Here is a 13,423-nt window from a genome sequence, read left to right on the forward strand (position 1 = left end):
CCACCATTTCACGACAACTCCGGCGCACCCGCGTCCCGGTCAGGCGACCGGACGCAATAAAGTGGGCCGAAACATGCGGGAGGCGCCCATGGAACCGGTTCCGCCGGGGATCGATCCGACGAAGGCTCACCCTTCGCGCCGGTACAACTACTGGCTGGGCGGCAAGGACAATTTTTCGGTCGACCGCGAATCCGCCGACACGGTCGCGTCCGGCTTCCCCACCGTCGCCCTCGCCGCCCGCGAGAACCGGAAGTTCATGGCCCGCGCCGTCCGGTACCTCGCCCGCGACGCCGGCATCACCCAGTTCCTCGACATCGGCACCGGGCTGCCGTCGGCCGGCAACGTCCACGAGGTCGCCCAGTCGATCGACCCCGCGGCCCGCATCGTCTACGTCGACAACGACCCCGTCGTCCTCGTCCACGCGCGCGCCCTGCTCACCAGCTCCCCCGAGGGCCGCACCGCCTACATCGACGCCGACCTGCGCGAACCCGGCCGGATCCTCGCCGCGCCCGAACTCGCCGAGACCCTCGACCTGACCCGTCCCGTCGCGCTGATGCTCGTCGCCATCATGCACTTCGTGTCCGACGACGAGGACCCGTACGGCATCGTCGCGCGGCTCGTCGACGCGCTCCCGTCCGGCAGCCACGTCGTCATCACCCACGCCACCGGCGACCACCTCACCCCCGAGCAGTACGAGGAGGCCGTGGAGACGAACCGCCGCAGCGGCGTCCCGTTCAGCCTCCGCACCCGCGACGAGTTCGCCCGCTTCTTCGACGGCCTCGACCTCGTCGACCCCGGCGTCACGAGCGTCGTCGAGTGGCGTCCCGACCTCCCGCCGGAACACCGTCCCCGCGTGGAGGACGTCTCGATGTACTGCGCCGCCGCCCGCATCCCCTGATTCGGCCCGCCGCCCCGCGGGAACGGTTCCCGGTGCGGGGTGAGCGATGCCCGGAGTGCGCCGACTGGCCGAACGGACGCCGCCGCGGCGGGACCGGTGGGTCGACCTGGTCCGCGCGGTCGCGATCGTCCTCGTGGTGCTCGGCCACTGGCTCGCCGTGATCGTCACCTACGACGACGGCCTCGGCGGCCGCCACGTCCTGACCGCCCTGCCGTGGACCCGGTGGCTTTCCTGGGCGTTCCAGGTCATGCCGGTGTTCTTCCTCGCCGGCGGCTTCGCGAACGCCGCCTCCCTGAAACCCGACCGGCGCGCCTGGCTGCTCGCCCGCACCGACCGGCTGCTCCGCCCGACCACCGTGTTCCTCGCCGTCATCGCCGCGTCCGCGGCCCTCGCCCGCGCCCTCGGCGCCCCGCCCGGCCCCGTCGGGACGGCCGTCTGGCTCGCGACCGTCCCCCTCTGGTTCCTGGCCGCCTACCTCCCGATGGTGGCGCTCACCCCGCTGATGCACGCCCTGCACCGCCGCTGGGGCCTCGCCGTCCCGGCCGTCCTCGCCGTCCTCGTCGGCCTCGGCGACGCCGCCCGCCTGTGGGCCGACGTCCCCCACGGCGGCACGGCCAACTACCTCCTGATGTGGCTCGCCGTCCACCAGCTCGGGTTCGCCTGGCAGGACGGCCGCCTGCCCGCACGGGCGGCGCCGGCCCTGCTCATCGCCGGACTGTGCGGCCTCGTCCTGCTCACCACGATCGGCCCCTACCCGGTCAGCATGGTCGCCGAGCCGGGCGCGGACGTCCAGAACACCGCCCCGCCCACCTTCGCCCTCCTGTGCCTCGCCGCCGCCCAGACGGGCCTCGTCCTCCTCCTGCACGACCGGGGCGGCCGGTGGCTCCGGCGGACCCGCCCCTGGACGGCCGTCGTGGCGGTCAGCACCGTGATCCTCACCCTCTTCCTCTGGCACATGACGGCCCTCGTGATCGCCGCCGCCGTCCTGTACCCGACCGGCGTCTTCCCGCAGCCCCCGATCGGGACGGGGGAGTGGTACGCGCTCCGCGTCCCGTGGCTGGCGTGCCTGCTGCTCGTCCTGGCCGCCCTCCTCGCCCTCTTCGCGCGCGCCGAACGCCCCGCCCGTCCGCCCCGCCGCCGGACGCCCGCCGCCCTCACCGTCGCCTGCCTGGCCGGCGCGCAGGCGGGCCTGATCGGCATCGCCCTGGCGGGCCCCGCCTTCCACAGTCCCGCCGCCCTGCCCGCCTGGACTCTCGTGACGTACCTGGCCGCCGCGACCGTCCTCCACGTGCTCCGCCGGCGCGCGGCGGCCGATCCGGCGGCGTAGGCGGACGGCGCCGCCCGCGCCGCCGTACCGGCCCGGCCCACGGCACGGACCTGCCCCCGGCGGCCGCCGCCGGGGGCAGGTCCTGGGAGCGGCGCCCGGGGAGCCGGGTTCGGGCGCCGATTCAGGGTGCCGGTTCAGGTGCCGGTCGTCAGGCGCGTTCCCACAGCGCCGGCACGACGTCCGGGGTCCAGCCGGGCTGGGCCTGGTGGGCCTGGATGCACCGGTACCTGGCGCCGCCGTAGGTGACGACGTCCCCGGCCTGGTAGACGGTGCCCGCCGCCCAGGTGCCGCCCGGGGGCGGGTCGTCCGGCGGCGGGTCGTCGGGCGGGTTGGAACCGCCGGTGTGCAGCGTCAGGCCGTACACCTGGAGGAGCTCGTTGATCGGCTGGAAGAACGTCGTGCCGCCGCGCGTGCAGTCACCGGAGCCGCCGGACGTCACGCCCTGCGCCTGGGTTCCGGAGATGTACGAGCCGCCCGAGTCGCCGGGCTCGGCGCACACGGTCGTCTGCGTCACCCCGTAGATGGTGCCCTCCGGGTAGGTGACGCTGGTGTTGAGCTGCTGGATGGTCCCGCAGTGCCAGCCGGTCGTGGAGCCGGAGCGGCACACCGCCGCGCCCGGCTGCGCCACGGTCGAGCCTTCCACGGCCCGGTCCTGGACGCGGCCGTAGCCGTTCACCCGCGCGGTCGGGGTCCAGTTGCTATTCGTCGCCACCCAGGCGTAGTCGTTGCCGGGGAAGCTGGAGCCCTGGAAGGTGCCCTGCTGGACTCGGTTGTACCCGCTGGTGGTCGTCCCGGCCCGGCCGCAGTGCCCGGCGGTGGCGAAGCCGGCCTGCCCGCCCCGGGTGACCGGGAAGCCGACCGAGCAGCGTCCGCCGCTGCCCATGTAGTAGGCGTCGCCGCCGCGCAGGTCGTAGTACGTGCGGGGCTCGATGTCCGACCGCCGCACGGTGACCTTGCCGAGGTCGGCTCCGGCCGCCTCGACGAAGGCGCGCGCCTTCGCGGGCGCGGAGCTCAGCACCGCGACCCGGTTGCGGCGGACGTCCACGTACCAGACGGGGGAGTGGGCCGGCGCCTTCTTCTCGGCCGCGCGGTCCAGCTCGGCCTTGACGGCGGTGAGCTCGGCGAGGGTGTGCTCGACGACCTCCGCCCGGGCCGCGCCGCGGCGGATCACGTCCGCCTCGCCGGGGTCGGTGGTGGCGACGTGCAGCGTCCCGCCCGTCTTGCCGCTGACCCAGCTGCCGGCGAAGGACGAGCCGAGCCGCAGCCGCAGCCTGCCCGCGGCGACACCGGTCTCGAACTGGTTGACCAGCGACTCCTTCGCCTGGGCCGGGGTGAGGCCGAGGTCGCGCTGCATCGCCTTCAGCACGTCCGCCGGCACGTCCGCGACGGTCGCCGCGGAGTACGGCGCGGGGGGCTCCGGCCCGGACGGCTGGGCCGCCGCGACGCCCTGCACGCCGGTCAGGGCCAGGGCCCCGGCGGCGAGCACGGCGACGCGCAAACCGCGTCTGTGAGACATGGTCTCTCCTTGGTGTGGGGGGTGCGGCAAACTTAAGAGCCTTCGGGTCCGGCCGGAAAGGCTCTCTCCGTTCGCCGTTTGGCGAGTTCCCGCCGCTGTCGGAAGTCGCCATCCAAGGCGCTTGCCTCGCGTGCCCGAATGGCGGAAAGTCGAATGTTCTCATTCGCCCCCGCACGCATCGGGCGGTGGAAAAAGTGCAGTGGACGTCGCCGCGGGCGCGATAACTTGCGGGCCCCGTCAGAATCCGTGTGCGGCCTCTTGGCGGCCCCGGCCGCCTGCTAGATAATCGCCGGCATGTTCCCGCCCCCCGCAGCCGGGGAGAATCCGTTCGCGGCTCTCGGCGTCACCGCGCCGCAGCAGGCCCTTTACCGGACGCTGCTGCGCCACCCGGGCAGCACCGCGACCGAGCTCGCGGTGCTGTCGGGAGAGTCCCGGTCCATGCTGGCGGGCCTCCTCCGGGAGCTCGAGATGCTCGGCATGGTCGACGTCGCCCTGTCCGCCGACCCGGCCTACTTCCCGAACCCGCCGGACGCCGTCGTCGAGACGCTCATACGCATGCGGGAGACGGAGTTCATCCGCGCGCGCATCGAGGCCGAGCGGCTCTGCGGCGATCTGCGGGCCGCCGAGCAGCGCGCGGACCCCGAGAAACTGGTGGAGATCATCGACGGCCTGGACGCGGTCGTCCAGCGTTACGAGAACGCCCAGCGCGGCGCGAAGGCGCGGATCAAGGCGATCGACAAACCGCCCTACGCGGTCGATCCCCGCCGCCCCAACGAGATCGAGCGCGAACGCATCTCGGACGGCGTGGAGTATCGCGTCATTTATGCGCCGGAGGCTCTCGCCATCCCGGAGAAACTCGAACTCGCCCGCCTCGATTCGGGCCTCGGGGAACGCGCCCGGGTGCTGCGCGATCCGCCCGCCAAACTGATCATCGTGGACGATGAAATGGCGCTGATGCCGCTGCGCGGCGACGAACCCGGCATCACCGCGCTGATCCGCCCGTCCACGCTCCTCGACGTCCTCATCGGCGTGTTCGATTCCTGCTGGGAACAGGCCACCCCGTTCCACGGCGACCACGAGCCCGGGACCCGCGACGTCTGGCCCCGGCTGTCCGACGCCGACATGCACCTGCTCACCCTGCTGGCCGCGGGACTCAAGGACGAGGCGGTGGCCCGCCACACCGGGATGGGCCCGCGCACGGTCAGCCGGCACGTCGCCCGACTCCTGCGCACCCTCAACGCCCGCACCAGGTTCCAGGCGGGCGTCCACGCCGCCCGCCGCGGCCTGATCTGACCCCGGCTCACTTGCAGGCACCGACCCGCCGCATCGCCACGACGGTGCGCGCGGGGATCACCCGGGGACCGGCGCCCGCCCTCTCCTTCACGACCAGGTTCCGGGCGTCGATTCCGAGGAGCTCGCCGCAGGCCCGCCCGCCGTCGTACCGGACGTCCATCAGCGAGGCCGTTGACCGGATCAGGCCGGAGGCGGGACGCGGGCGCCGGTCGTGCGCCCGGCGAGCGGAGCGGCGCGGTCAACCGTCATTCGGTGGTGCGCAGAGGCGGTCGAAGGTCTCGACGAGGGCGGCCATGTCGAGGGACGGGTCGAGGAGCCACTGGAGCTGGAGGCCGTCGGACACGGCCAGGAGGAGCCGGGCCATGTGCTCGGCGTCCTCGTCGTCGCGGACCGCGCCGGAGCGCCGGCCCGACTCGAACCCGCGGACGATCGTGGCGGTGAGGTCGCGGTAGCGGTCGGCGAAGAACCCGTGCGCGGGGTGGGACGGGTCGGTCGCGGCGGCGGACAGGGCGACGAACAGGCGGACGAGGCCCGGCTGGTCCATGTTGTGCCGGACGGTCCGGGCGACGGCCTCGCCCGGGCCGTCGGAGCCCTCGCAGGCCGCGAGGTCGAGGGTGTCGCGGCGGCGGAGGACGGCGAGGAGGAGTTCCTCGCGGGAGCCGAAGTAGTGCAGGACTCCGGCCTGCGACAGGCCGACGCGGTCGGCGATCTCCTGCAGGGGCGCGTCGCCGCGGCCGGCGAACACCTCCAGCGCGGTGTCGAGGATCTGCTCCCGCCGCCGGACGCCCTTGCGGTACGGGCCGCGCGGCTTGCGTTGGGTCGTCACGGGCCCGACCGTACTCCAGACGCGGAAATGAGATGGTTTCGTGTCCGGACGCGAAACCCGAACTTCACTAGGTTTCCGGCATGCGTTCCAAGATCGCGGCCCTGGCGGCCGGAACCGTTCTGCTGTCGGCCGGGTTCGCGGCCGCGCCCGCCGCGGCGGCCGAGGCGTCCGGGCGGCGCACGGTCGAGGTCGCCTCCTTCGACGGCACGAAGATCGTCACGAACTTCTTCCCGGCGCCCGGGCTGAAGGAGGGCGAACGCGCGGAGTCCGTCCTGCTGGGCTCGGGGTTCGGCGGGCGCGGCGCCACCGACCCGGAGTCGGGCGAGCTGGGCTACCTGCTGGACGCCGGATACAACGTGATCACGTGGAATCCGCGCGGGTTCGGGTCCGAGGGTGAGGTGCAGATCGACCATCCGCAGGCCGAGGGACGCGACGTGCGGGCGCTGATCGACTGGATCGCGCGGCAGCCCGAGGTGCGCCTCGACGGGCGGGGCGACCCGCGGCTCGGCATGGCGGGCGGCAGCTACGGCGGCGCCATCCAGCTCGTCACGGCCGGGATGGACGACCGCGTCGACGTGATCGTCCCCGGCTACACGTACCACTCGCTGAACGACGCCCTGTACCCCAACCGGACGATCAAGGCCGGTTGGGCGTTCGGGCTGTGCTCGGCGGGCCTGCAGAACGGCAACAGGTTCCACCCGCGGGTGTCGTCGATCTGCTGGCGGGCGCTGCTCACCGGGCAGGTCACCGCGGCGGACGAGCAGTGGATGCGGGAGCACGGCCCCGACTTCCTCATGCGGAACATCGACGTCCCGACCCTGTTCGTCCAGGGCGTCACCGACACGCTGTTCCCGGTGAGCCACGCGATCGCCGGGTACCGGACGGTCAAGGCGAACGGCGCCCCGGTGAAGATGGTGTGGACGTGCGGCGGTCACGCGAACTGCATGGACGCCGAGCACGACGGGGCCGTCGACCGCGAGGCGACGCTCGCGTGGTTCCAGCGCCACCTGCGCGGCGACAAGAGCGTCCGGACGGGCCCGGAGTTCACCTACCCGGACAACACCGGCGCCCGGCACTCCGCGAAGGCGTTCCCGCCCCCGGCGGCGAAGCCGGCCCGCGGCTCCGGTTCGGGCACGACGCTGTTCAGCCCGGCCGACAACTCCGGCGCCATGTTCACCGGCGGGTACTCCCGCAACGCGATCGAGATCCCGGTCGACGCGCCGTCCACCGGGGTGCTCGTCGGCGCACCGAAGCTGACGATGGCGTACCAGGGGCGGGCGACGAACGCGAAGACGTCCGTCTACGCGCAGCTCATCGACGCGAGCGTCCCGGTGCCGGGCGACCTGCCCGCGTCGGTGATCCCGCCGCTGGCCGAGGGGGACCCGCAGGTCGTCAACGGGATGGTCACCCCGGTGCCGGTCACGCTGGACGGCGCCGCGCACCGGCTGACGATCGACCTGGAGGACGTCGTGTGGCGGCTCCGCCCGGGAACGAAGCTGAAGCTCCAGATCATCCCGAACAGCGCGATGTTCAACCAGCAGCGCGCCGCCGGCTGGATCAAGGTGTCCTCCGCGACCGTGACCGTCCCCACCACCGCGGGGTGAGGCCGCCGCTCACGCGAGGACGCAGCGCGTGCCGGTGAAGATCGTCGGCATGCACTTGTTGCAGTGGACGCACAGCGACCTCGTCGACGCGTCGGCCTGGACGCGGTTGACGAGGTCGGGCTCGCGGAGGAGGGCGCGGCCCATCGCGACGAACTGGAAGCCCTCCGCCATCGCGCGGTCCATCGTGGCGCGTTCGGTGACGCCGCCGAGCAGGACGAGCGGCAGGTCGAGGGCCGCGCGGAACTGGCGGGCGGCGCCGAGGAGGAACGCCTCCTCGTACGGGTACGCGCGGAGGAACCGCTCCCCGGCGAGCCGGACGCCGAGCCGCATCGGCCCCCCGAACGCCGCGGCGAACTCGCGGACCGGGGCGTCCCCGCGGAACAGGTACATCGGGTTGAGCAGCGAGCTGCCCGCGGTGAGCTCGAGGGCGTCGACGGTGCCCTCCGCCTCGAGCCACGCCGCGACCCGGATGCTCTCGTCCAGCCAGAACCCGCCGGGCACGCCGTCGTCCATGTTCAGCTTGGCGAGGATCGCGATGCGGTCGCCGACGGCCTCGCGGACGGCGCGGGCGGCGCCGAGCGCGACCTTCGCGCGGTTCGCGAGCGGGCCGCCGTACTCGTCCGTCCGCCTGTTGAGCTTCGGGGAGAGGAACGAGCTGGCGAAGTAGTTGTGGCCGAGGTGGATCTCGACGGCGTCGAATCCCGCCTCGACCGCCATCCGCGCGGCGTCCGCGTGGGCGCGCACGACCCGCTCGATGTCGGCGCGGGTCGCCCGTCGCGTCATCCGCATCGACTGCGGGTTGAACATCCGGACCGGCGCGATGGACGGGACGCCGTTGGAGCGGCCGTTCGCGACCGGCCCGGCGTGCCCGATCTGCGCGGACGCGGCGGCGCCCGCGGCGTGCACGGCGTCGGTCAGCCGGCGCAGGCCCGGCAGCGCCTCGGGCCGCCAGTGGATCTGGTCGTACTCGGTGCGGCCGTCGGGCGTGACCGCGCAGTACGCGACGGTCGTCATCGCGACGCCGCCCGCCGCGTGCGCCCGGTGGAACTCGATCAGCTCGTCGGTGACGAGGGCGCCCTTCGTCATGCCCTCGAAGGTCGCGGCCTTGATCGTCCGGTTGCGGAGGGTCAGGGGGCCGAGGCGTGCGGGGGCGAAGACGTCCGGGGTGGGCATGTGCGCCTCCAGGGTCAGAGTGTCATCGCTGTCGGCTGCGCGTCGGGGCGCATGGCCGCGTCGGTGCCGCCGTCCACGAACAGGACGGCCCCGGTGGTGAAGCGCGCCTCGGGCCGGAGGAACTGGTGGACCCAGAACGCGATGTCCTCCGGCTCGCCGAAGATCCCGAGCGGCATCGGGGTGGGGAAGTCGTCGGGGTCGTGGCCGGCGCCGGCGCCGGTCGCGCCGGTCATCAGCGGGGTCAGCACGGCGCCGGGCGCTATCGCGTTCAGCAGCACCCCCCGCCGCGCCCACGCGGGCGTGACGGCGGTGCGGCGCACCCAGCGGGCCAGCGCGAACTTCGACGACGCGTACGCGATGATCGACGGCGGCGCGAGGTCGGCGAACTCCTTCGGCATCTCCCGCGCGGCCTCGCCGGCCCGCGCGCGGGCGGCGTCCTCGTCGCCGGACAGGGCCCGCTCGACGAGCGCCTCGTCGATCAGCGGGACGGTCGTCGCCGAGTTCGACGCGATCGCGACGGCGCGGCCCGCGCCGGAGCGGGCGAGGGCGGGGCGCAGGCCGTCCAGCACGGCGACCGCCCCGAAGTAGTTGATCGACAGCACGGCGGCGGAGTCCGGCATGTCCGGCCCGACTCCCGCGACGGCCGCGACGCCGTCGAGGGCGCCGCCGCAGCGCGCGAGGACCTCCGCGACGGCGGACGCCCGGCCGTCCGGGGTGCCGAGGTCGGCGACGACGTCCGCGTCGCGCAGGTCGACCCCGATGACGGTGTGCCCGGCCTCGGCCAGGACGTCCCGGGTGGCCGCGCCCATGCCCGACGCGGACCCGGTGACGGCGAAGGTTCCCATGCTCGGTCTCCTCACGAATCGGCACGGCTCCACCGGCATTCAATCACTGATTGAATCGCGATTGCACCAGGTGTGGTGCAATGTCCGCATGGCTTCTGCCTCGACCTCCACCCGCGACCGGCTGCTCGACGCCGCCGAACGCCTGTTCCTCGCCAAGGACGCCGACCAGGTGTCCGTCCGCGCGATCAACGCCGAGGCGGGGCTGAACCCCGGCGCCGTCCACTACCACTTCGGCTCCCGCGAGGGGCTCGTCGCCGCCCTCCTCGAACGCGAGCTGCTGCCGCTGTGGGCGGAGCGGCTGGAGGACATCGCCGAACGGTCCGCCGCCGGGGAGGACGGCGGCGCGCCGTTCGCCGTCGCCGACCTCGTCGCCGCGATCGTCGAACCCTTCGACGAACTCGTCCGCACCGGCAAGGGCCGCATGCTGTGCCACCTGCTGGCCCGCTCGGTGCTCGCCGCGTCCCGGCTGCCCGCCGGCTCCCCGTGGTTCGGGCAGGCGCCGTTCGAGGTCATGCTCGGCCGCGCGCTCCCGGACCTGACCGTCCGGGAGATCTCCGACCGGTGGCGGCTGGCGTTCACCCTGCTGCTGGAGATCTACGGGCGCGCGGTCGCGCCCGCCCCCGCGCCCGCCGCGCCGCTCCCCGAGACCCGCACCGTGATCGCGTTCGTCACCGCCGGCCTCACCGCCCCGCCCGTCACCGGACGGCTCCCTCGCGCCGCCACCAAGGGCGGCGCTTAGCGCGATCATGCCATCACGTAAAGTGATGAATGTGGAACGACCGGAGCTCGACAAGGTCCTCGACACGGCCACGCGGCTGTTCGCCGAGCTGGGGTACGACGGGACGTCCCTGCAACTTGTCGCCGACGCCGCCGGGGTCGGCGTCGCGGACGTCCGCGCGTTCGGCCCCGGCAAGGGCGAGCTCTACCGGGCCGTGTTCCTGCGCGCCGACGAGGCCGAGCGGGACGCGCTGGAGCCCATGCTGGCCGCCTTCACCCCGGACATGCCGGGCGTGCTGCGCATCGTGGACGCCTACCTCGACTTCTACGTGCAGCGCACCGACGTCCTGGCGCTGTGGCTGCACCGCTGGATGGGCGACGCCGCCGACGTCCCGGGCCTCGAGGAGCACTACACGACGCCGCTGTCGCGCCGCGCCGCGGACGCCGTCCGCCCCATGGTCCCGCCGGACGTCGACCCCGACCACCTCGTGTGGACGATCGTGTGGTGCGTCTACGGGTTCCTCAGCGGCGGGATCATCTACAGCGACCGGGAGGAAGCCCCGCACCGGCTGCGCGGCCAGGGCATCGGCCCCCGCGACGCCGTCGCCGTCGAACGCTTCCGCTCCCACCTGCACATGCTCGTCGAACGCCTGCTGACGCCGCTGCCCTGACCGGCGGTGCCGTTCCGGAACGGCGGCGACCGGGCGGCCGCGACCGAGCCTCGCTTCACCCTGCGGGCATCGGGTACGAACCGCCCGTTGACGCACGCACCCGCACACGGAGGTCGGGGACATGGCGGAGATGCTGGCCGGACGGCTGGACGTGCGGACCCGGAGGTTCGCGGTCAAGGAGGTCCCGGTGCCCGAGCCGGGACACGGAGAGGTGCGGATCGCGGTGAAGGCCGCGGGCGTCTGCCTGTCCGACCTGCACCTGATCGACGGCACGCTCTCCCCCCTCTACCTGCGCGGGGACGAGGTCACGCTCGGCCACGAGGTCGCGGGCGTCGTCGAGGCGGCCGGGGAGGGCGCGACCCGGTTCGCCCCCGGACGCCGCGTCCTCCTGCAAGCGGGCGAGGAGGACCTCGACGGCAGGATCCTCACCCGCGGCGTCGACTACGACGGCGGCTGGGCCCAGTTCGCCGTCGCCGCGGAACGGACGATCGTCCCGATCCCCGACTCGCTCCCGTTCGAGCAGGCGTGCATCGTCCCCGACGCCGTCTCGACCCCGTGGGCGGCCGTCGGCGCCACCGCGCGGACGCAGGCCGGGGAGGCCGTCGGCGTCTGGGGACTCGGCGGCCTCGGCGCCCACGCCGTCAAGCTGCTGCGCCTGCTCGGCGCCGCCCCGATCATCGCGATCGACCCCGTCGAAGCGGCCCGGGAGCGGGCCCTGCGGTTCGGCGCCGACCTCGTGCTCGACCCGGGCGCCGCCGACTTCGGCGACACGGTCAAGGCCGCCACCGGCGGCCGCGGGCTCGCCGCCGCGTTCGACTTCGCGGGCGTCCCGGCCGTCCGCGACCAGGCCCTCGGCGTCCTCGGCAAGGACGGCAGGCTCGTCCTCGTCGGCCTCAGCGGACGGCCCGTCACCATCGCCCACGACACCCTGTTCAGCTACCTGCGCCAGCAGGTGCTCGGGCACTACGGCTCCGAACCCGAGCACGTCGAACAGCTCGTCCGCCTCATCGAGCAGGGCCGCCTCGACCTCGCCGAGTCCGTCAGCGACGTCCTCCCCCTCGCCGACGCCGCCCAGGCCGTCGAACGCCTCGCGGGCAAGGAGGGCAACCCCATCCGCCTCGTCCTGCGCCCCTGACCGCCCGCGCACGCCGCGGACGGCGCCGGGCTACCATCTGTCGGCCATGAGCCGGATGTCGATCTCACGGAGACGGCTGGCGCCGGGCGTCGCCGCCGCGGCGGCGCTGGCCGCCCTCGGATGGGCGCGCGGGAACCTGGTGGTCGTCACCGTCGGCGGCACCAGCATGGCGCCCACCCTGCGCGAAGGCGACCGCGTCCTGGTCCGGCGGCGGCCCCTGCACCGCGTCCGGCGCGGGGACGTCGTCGTCCTGGAACCGCCCCCGGACGGCCCCCTCCTGCCGGGCCCGCCGGGACCCGACGGCCGCACCTGGAACGTCAAACGCGTCGCCGCCCTCCCCGGGGACCCGCTGCCCCCGGGCGTCCCCGGCGAGGACGGGACGGTGCCCGCCGGGACCCTCGCGGTCCTCGGCGACAACCCCGACAGCGTCGACTCCCGCCACCGCGGACCGTACCCCGGCGACCGGCTACTGGGCGTGGTGGTGCGCCGCTTGAGCGTCACTCCGCCGCCCGGTCAACGGCCGTCCCATGGCACAAACCCACCAACCGGCGGGCACCGTTGATCGCACACTCCACAAGATCGGTCCACCGCGGGCCCGCTCCCTTGCCGGAGATGATCAGCGAGGTTAGCTTCTGGGCAGCGAGCGCCGATCACCTCCGAGACGCGCCGCACGACACCCCGCCGGCCGGTACGACACCGGCACGACCGGAGGAGGCCCCCATGATCCGTGCAGTCAACCGCCTGGGCGACCGGATTCTCGACCGGCTCCTGCCCTCCACCACCGCACGCGCCGAGCCCTGCTGGTGGACCTCCACCGGCATGCGCTGCTGCATCTACGCCGGTAAGACCTACTGCCGCTAGGACGCCGGGGCATCGTGCAGTACGCCGCGCTCGCCGCCCGCTGCGCCATCGCCGCGATCTTCGTCGTCGCGGTGCTCGGCAAGGTGCGCGGACGGGCGGCGTTCGCGGAGTTCCGGCGCTCGGTGCCCGGGCTGGCACCCGGCCTCCCGGCGACCGCGACGGCCCTCGCCGTCGTGGCCGCCGAGACGGCCGCCGCCGCCCTGCAGGCGACCGCGCGGACCGCGCCCGCCGGCCTCGCGCTGGCCGCCGCCGTCCTGCTCGCGTTCGCCGCGGCGATCCACCGCTCGCTCCGCGCCGGCCGTCCCGCCGCCTGCCGCTGCTTCGGCACGGGGACCGCCCCCCTAGGCCGCCCCCACGTCGTCCGCAACCTCGCGCTCGCGGCGATCGCCGCGGGCGGCCTGGCCGCGCACCTGACGGCGCCGGGCCCGGCGCACCCCGGGGGAGCGGCCGTCGCCGTCGCCGCCGCGGGCGTCCTCACCCTCGTGTTCGTCTTCTTCGGCGAACTGACCGACCTGCTGACCGCGCCCGCCCCACGCTGACGCGGCCACAAGGGGACC

Annotated in this window: 15 protein-coding genes; 10 read left to right on the forward strand and 5 right to left on the reverse strand. The window is 74.2% G+C overall.

All coding sequences use genetic code 11. From position 1 onward, the window contains the following. Positions 1–88 precede the first annotated feature (88 nt). Complete coding sequence (locus ACFQ11_RS03925) at positions 89–898, forward strand: SAM-dependent methyltransferase (protein ID WP_378296386.1); 810 nt, start codon at positions 89–91, stop codon at positions 896–898. 46 nt (positions 899–944) lie between these two features. After that, positions 945–2,225 (forward strand): acyltransferase family protein, encoded by a 1,281-nt coding sequence (locus ACFQ11_RS03930; RefSeq protein WP_378296387.1) that lies wholly within the window; start codon positions 945–947, stop codon positions 2,223–2,225. Between the two features lie 148 nt (positions 2,226–2,373). On the opposite strand, the gene ACFQ11_RS03935 is transcribed toward ACFQ11_RS03930, so the two are convergent. Further along, positions 2,374–3,741, reverse strand: coding sequence for a carbohydrate-binding protein (locus ACFQ11_RS03935; protein ID WP_378296388.1), 1,368 nt, complete (start codon positions 3,739–3,741; stop codon positions 2,374–2,376). Between the two features lie 294 nt (positions 3,742–4,035). Between ACFQ11_RS03935 and ACFQ11_RS03940 the strand changes: the two genes are divergently transcribed. Beyond that, entirely contained in the window at positions 4,036–5,034 is a 999-nt protein-coding gene (locus ACFQ11_RS03940; protein ID WP_378296389.1) for a LuxR C-terminal-related transcriptional regulator, read from the forward strand. Between the two features lie 7 nt (positions 5,035–5,041). On the opposite strand, the gene ACFQ11_RS03945 is transcribed toward ACFQ11_RS03940, so the two are convergent. Further along, positions 5,042–5,194, reverse strand: a complete 153-nt coding sequence (locus ACFQ11_RS03945) for a hypothetical protein (RefSeq protein WP_378296390.1) — start codon at positions 5,192–5,194, stop codon at positions 5,042–5,044. A gap of 78 nt (positions 5,195–5,272) precedes the next feature. Beyond that, entirely contained in the window at positions 5,273–5,860 is a 588-nt protein-coding gene (locus ACFQ11_RS03950; RefSeq protein WP_378296391.1) for a TetR/AcrR family transcriptional regulator, read from the reverse strand. Between the two features lie 80 nt (positions 5,861–5,940). Here ACFQ11_RS03950 and ACFQ11_RS03955 point away from each other — a divergent pair, with 80 nt between their 5' ends. Continuing rightward, positions 5,941–7,464 (forward strand): CocE/NonD family hydrolase, encoded by a 1,524-nt coding sequence (locus ACFQ11_RS03955; protein WP_378296392.1) that lies wholly within the window; start codon positions 5,941–5,943, stop codon positions 7,462–7,464. A gap of 9 nt (positions 7,465–7,473) precedes the next feature. On the opposite strand, the gene ACFQ11_RS03960 is transcribed toward ACFQ11_RS03955, so the two are convergent. Continuing rightward, on the reverse strand, positions 7,474–8,637 hold the full coding sequence (locus ACFQ11_RS03960) for an NADH:flavin oxidoreductase (protein ID WP_378296393.1): 1,164 nt from the start codon (positions 8,635–8,637) through the stop codon (positions 7,474–7,476). Between the two features lie 14 nt (positions 8,638–8,651). After that, the gene (locus tag ACFQ11_RS03965; RefSeq protein WP_378296395.1) at positions 8,652–9,482 is read right to left on the reverse strand and encodes an SDR family oxidoreductase; all 831 of its coding nucleotides are present in this window, start codon (positions 9,480–9,482) and stop codon (positions 8,652–8,654) included. 88 nt (positions 9,483–9,570) lie between these two features. Between ACFQ11_RS03965 and ACFQ11_RS03970 the strand changes: the two genes are divergently transcribed. The 6 genes from ACFQ11_RS03970 to ACFQ11_RS03995 all read left to right on the forward strand — a co-directional run bounded on the left by ACFQ11_RS03970 (position 9,571) and on the right by ACFQ11_RS03995 (position 13,405). Beyond that, a complete protein-coding gene (locus ACFQ11_RS03970) occupies positions 9,571–10,221 on the forward strand; it encodes a TetR/AcrR family transcriptional regulator (protein ID WP_378296396.1) in 651 nt (216 codons plus the stop codon). Between the two features lie 31 nt (positions 10,222–10,252). Beyond that, positions 10,253–10,870: a TetR/AcrR family transcriptional regulator gene (locus ACFQ11_RS03975; RefSeq protein ID WP_378296397.1), complete on the forward strand. Its 618-nt coding sequence runs from the start codon at positions 10,253–10,255 to the stop codon at positions 10,868–10,870. 121 nt (positions 10,871–10,991) lie between these two features. Further along, positions 10,992–12,005, forward strand: coding sequence for a zinc-binding dehydrogenase (locus ACFQ11_RS03980; protein ID WP_378296398.1), 1,014 nt, complete (start codon positions 10,992–10,994; stop codon positions 12,003–12,005). A gap of 55 nt (positions 12,006–12,060) precedes the next feature. Next, positions 12,061–12,567 carry a S26 family signal peptidase gene (locus ACFQ11_RS03985; RefSeq protein WP_378296400.1) on the forward strand — a complete coding sequence of 169 codons (507 nt, stop codon included), beginning with the start codon at positions 12,061–12,063 and terminating at the stop codon, positions 12,565–12,567. Positions 12,568–12,725: 158 nt separating this feature from the next. After that, positions 12,726–12,866 carry a hypothetical protein gene (locus tag ACFQ11_RS03990; protein WP_378296401.1) on the forward strand — a complete coding sequence of 47 codons (141 nt, stop codon included), beginning with the start codon at positions 12,726–12,728 and terminating at the stop codon, positions 12,864–12,866. 14 nt (positions 12,867–12,880) lie between these two features. Continuing rightward, on the forward strand, positions 12,881–13,405 hold the full coding sequence (locus ACFQ11_RS03995) for a MauE/DoxX family redox-associated membrane protein (RefSeq protein WP_378296402.1): 525 nt from the start codon (positions 12,881–12,883) through the stop codon (positions 13,403–13,405). The last annotated feature ends 18 nt before the right edge of the window (positions 13,406–13,423 follow it).

Source organism: Actinomadura sediminis, assembly GCF_042675525.1.
Lineage (GTDB): Bacteria > Actinomycetota > Actinomycetes > Streptosporangiales > Streptosporangiaceae > Spirillospora > Spirillospora sediminis.

Excerpts from the sequence above, each read along its gene's own strand:
- ACFQ11_RS03925 (WP_378296386.1), top strand. The coding sequence starts at position 89 with ATGGAACCGGTTCCGCCGGGGATCGATCCGACGAAGGCTCACCCTTCG.
- ACFQ11_RS03930 (WP_378296387.1), top strand. The coding sequence starts at position 945 with ATGCCCGGAGTGCGCCGACTGGCCGAACGGACGCCGCCGCGGCGGGAC.
- ACFQ11_RS03935 (WP_378296388.1), bottom strand. The coding sequence starts at position 3,741 with ATGTCTCACAGACGCGGTTTGCGCGTCGCCGTGCTCGCCGCCGGGGCC.
- ACFQ11_RS03940 (WP_378296389.1), top strand. The coding sequence starts at position 4,036 with ATGTTCCCGCCCCCCGCAGCCGGGGAGAATCCGTTCGCGGCTCTCGGC.
- ACFQ11_RS03945 (WP_378296390.1), bottom strand. The coding sequence starts at position 5,194 with ATGGACGTCCGGTACGACGGCGGGCGGGCCTGCGGCGAGCTCCTCGGA.
- ACFQ11_RS03955 (WP_378296392.1), top strand. The coding sequence starts at position 5,941 with ATGCGTTCCAAGATCGCGGCCCTGGCGGCCGGAACCGTTCTGCTGTCG.
- ACFQ11_RS03960 (WP_378296393.1), bottom strand. The coding sequence starts at position 8,637 with ATGCCCACCCCGGACGTCTTCGCCCCCGCACGCCTCGGCCCCCTGACC.
- ACFQ11_RS03965 (WP_378296395.1), bottom strand. The coding sequence starts at position 9,482 with ATGGGAACCTTCGCCGTCACCGGGTCCGCGTCGGGCATGGGCGCGGCC.
- ACFQ11_RS03970 (WP_378296396.1), top strand. The coding sequence starts at position 9,571 with ATGGCTTCTGCCTCGACCTCCACCCGCGACCGGCTGCTCGACGCCGCC.
- ACFQ11_RS03980 (WP_378296398.1), top strand. The coding sequence starts at position 10,992 with ATGGCGGAGATGCTGGCCGGACGGCTGGACGTGCGGACCCGGAGGTTC.
- ACFQ11_RS03985 (WP_378296400.1), top strand. The coding sequence starts at position 12,061 with ATGTCGATCTCACGGAGACGGCTGGCGCCGGGCGTCGCCGCCGCGGCG.
- ACFQ11_RS03990 (WP_378296401.1), top strand. The coding sequence starts at position 12,726 with ATGATCCGTGCAGTCAACCGCCTGGGCGACCGGATTCTCGACCGGCTC.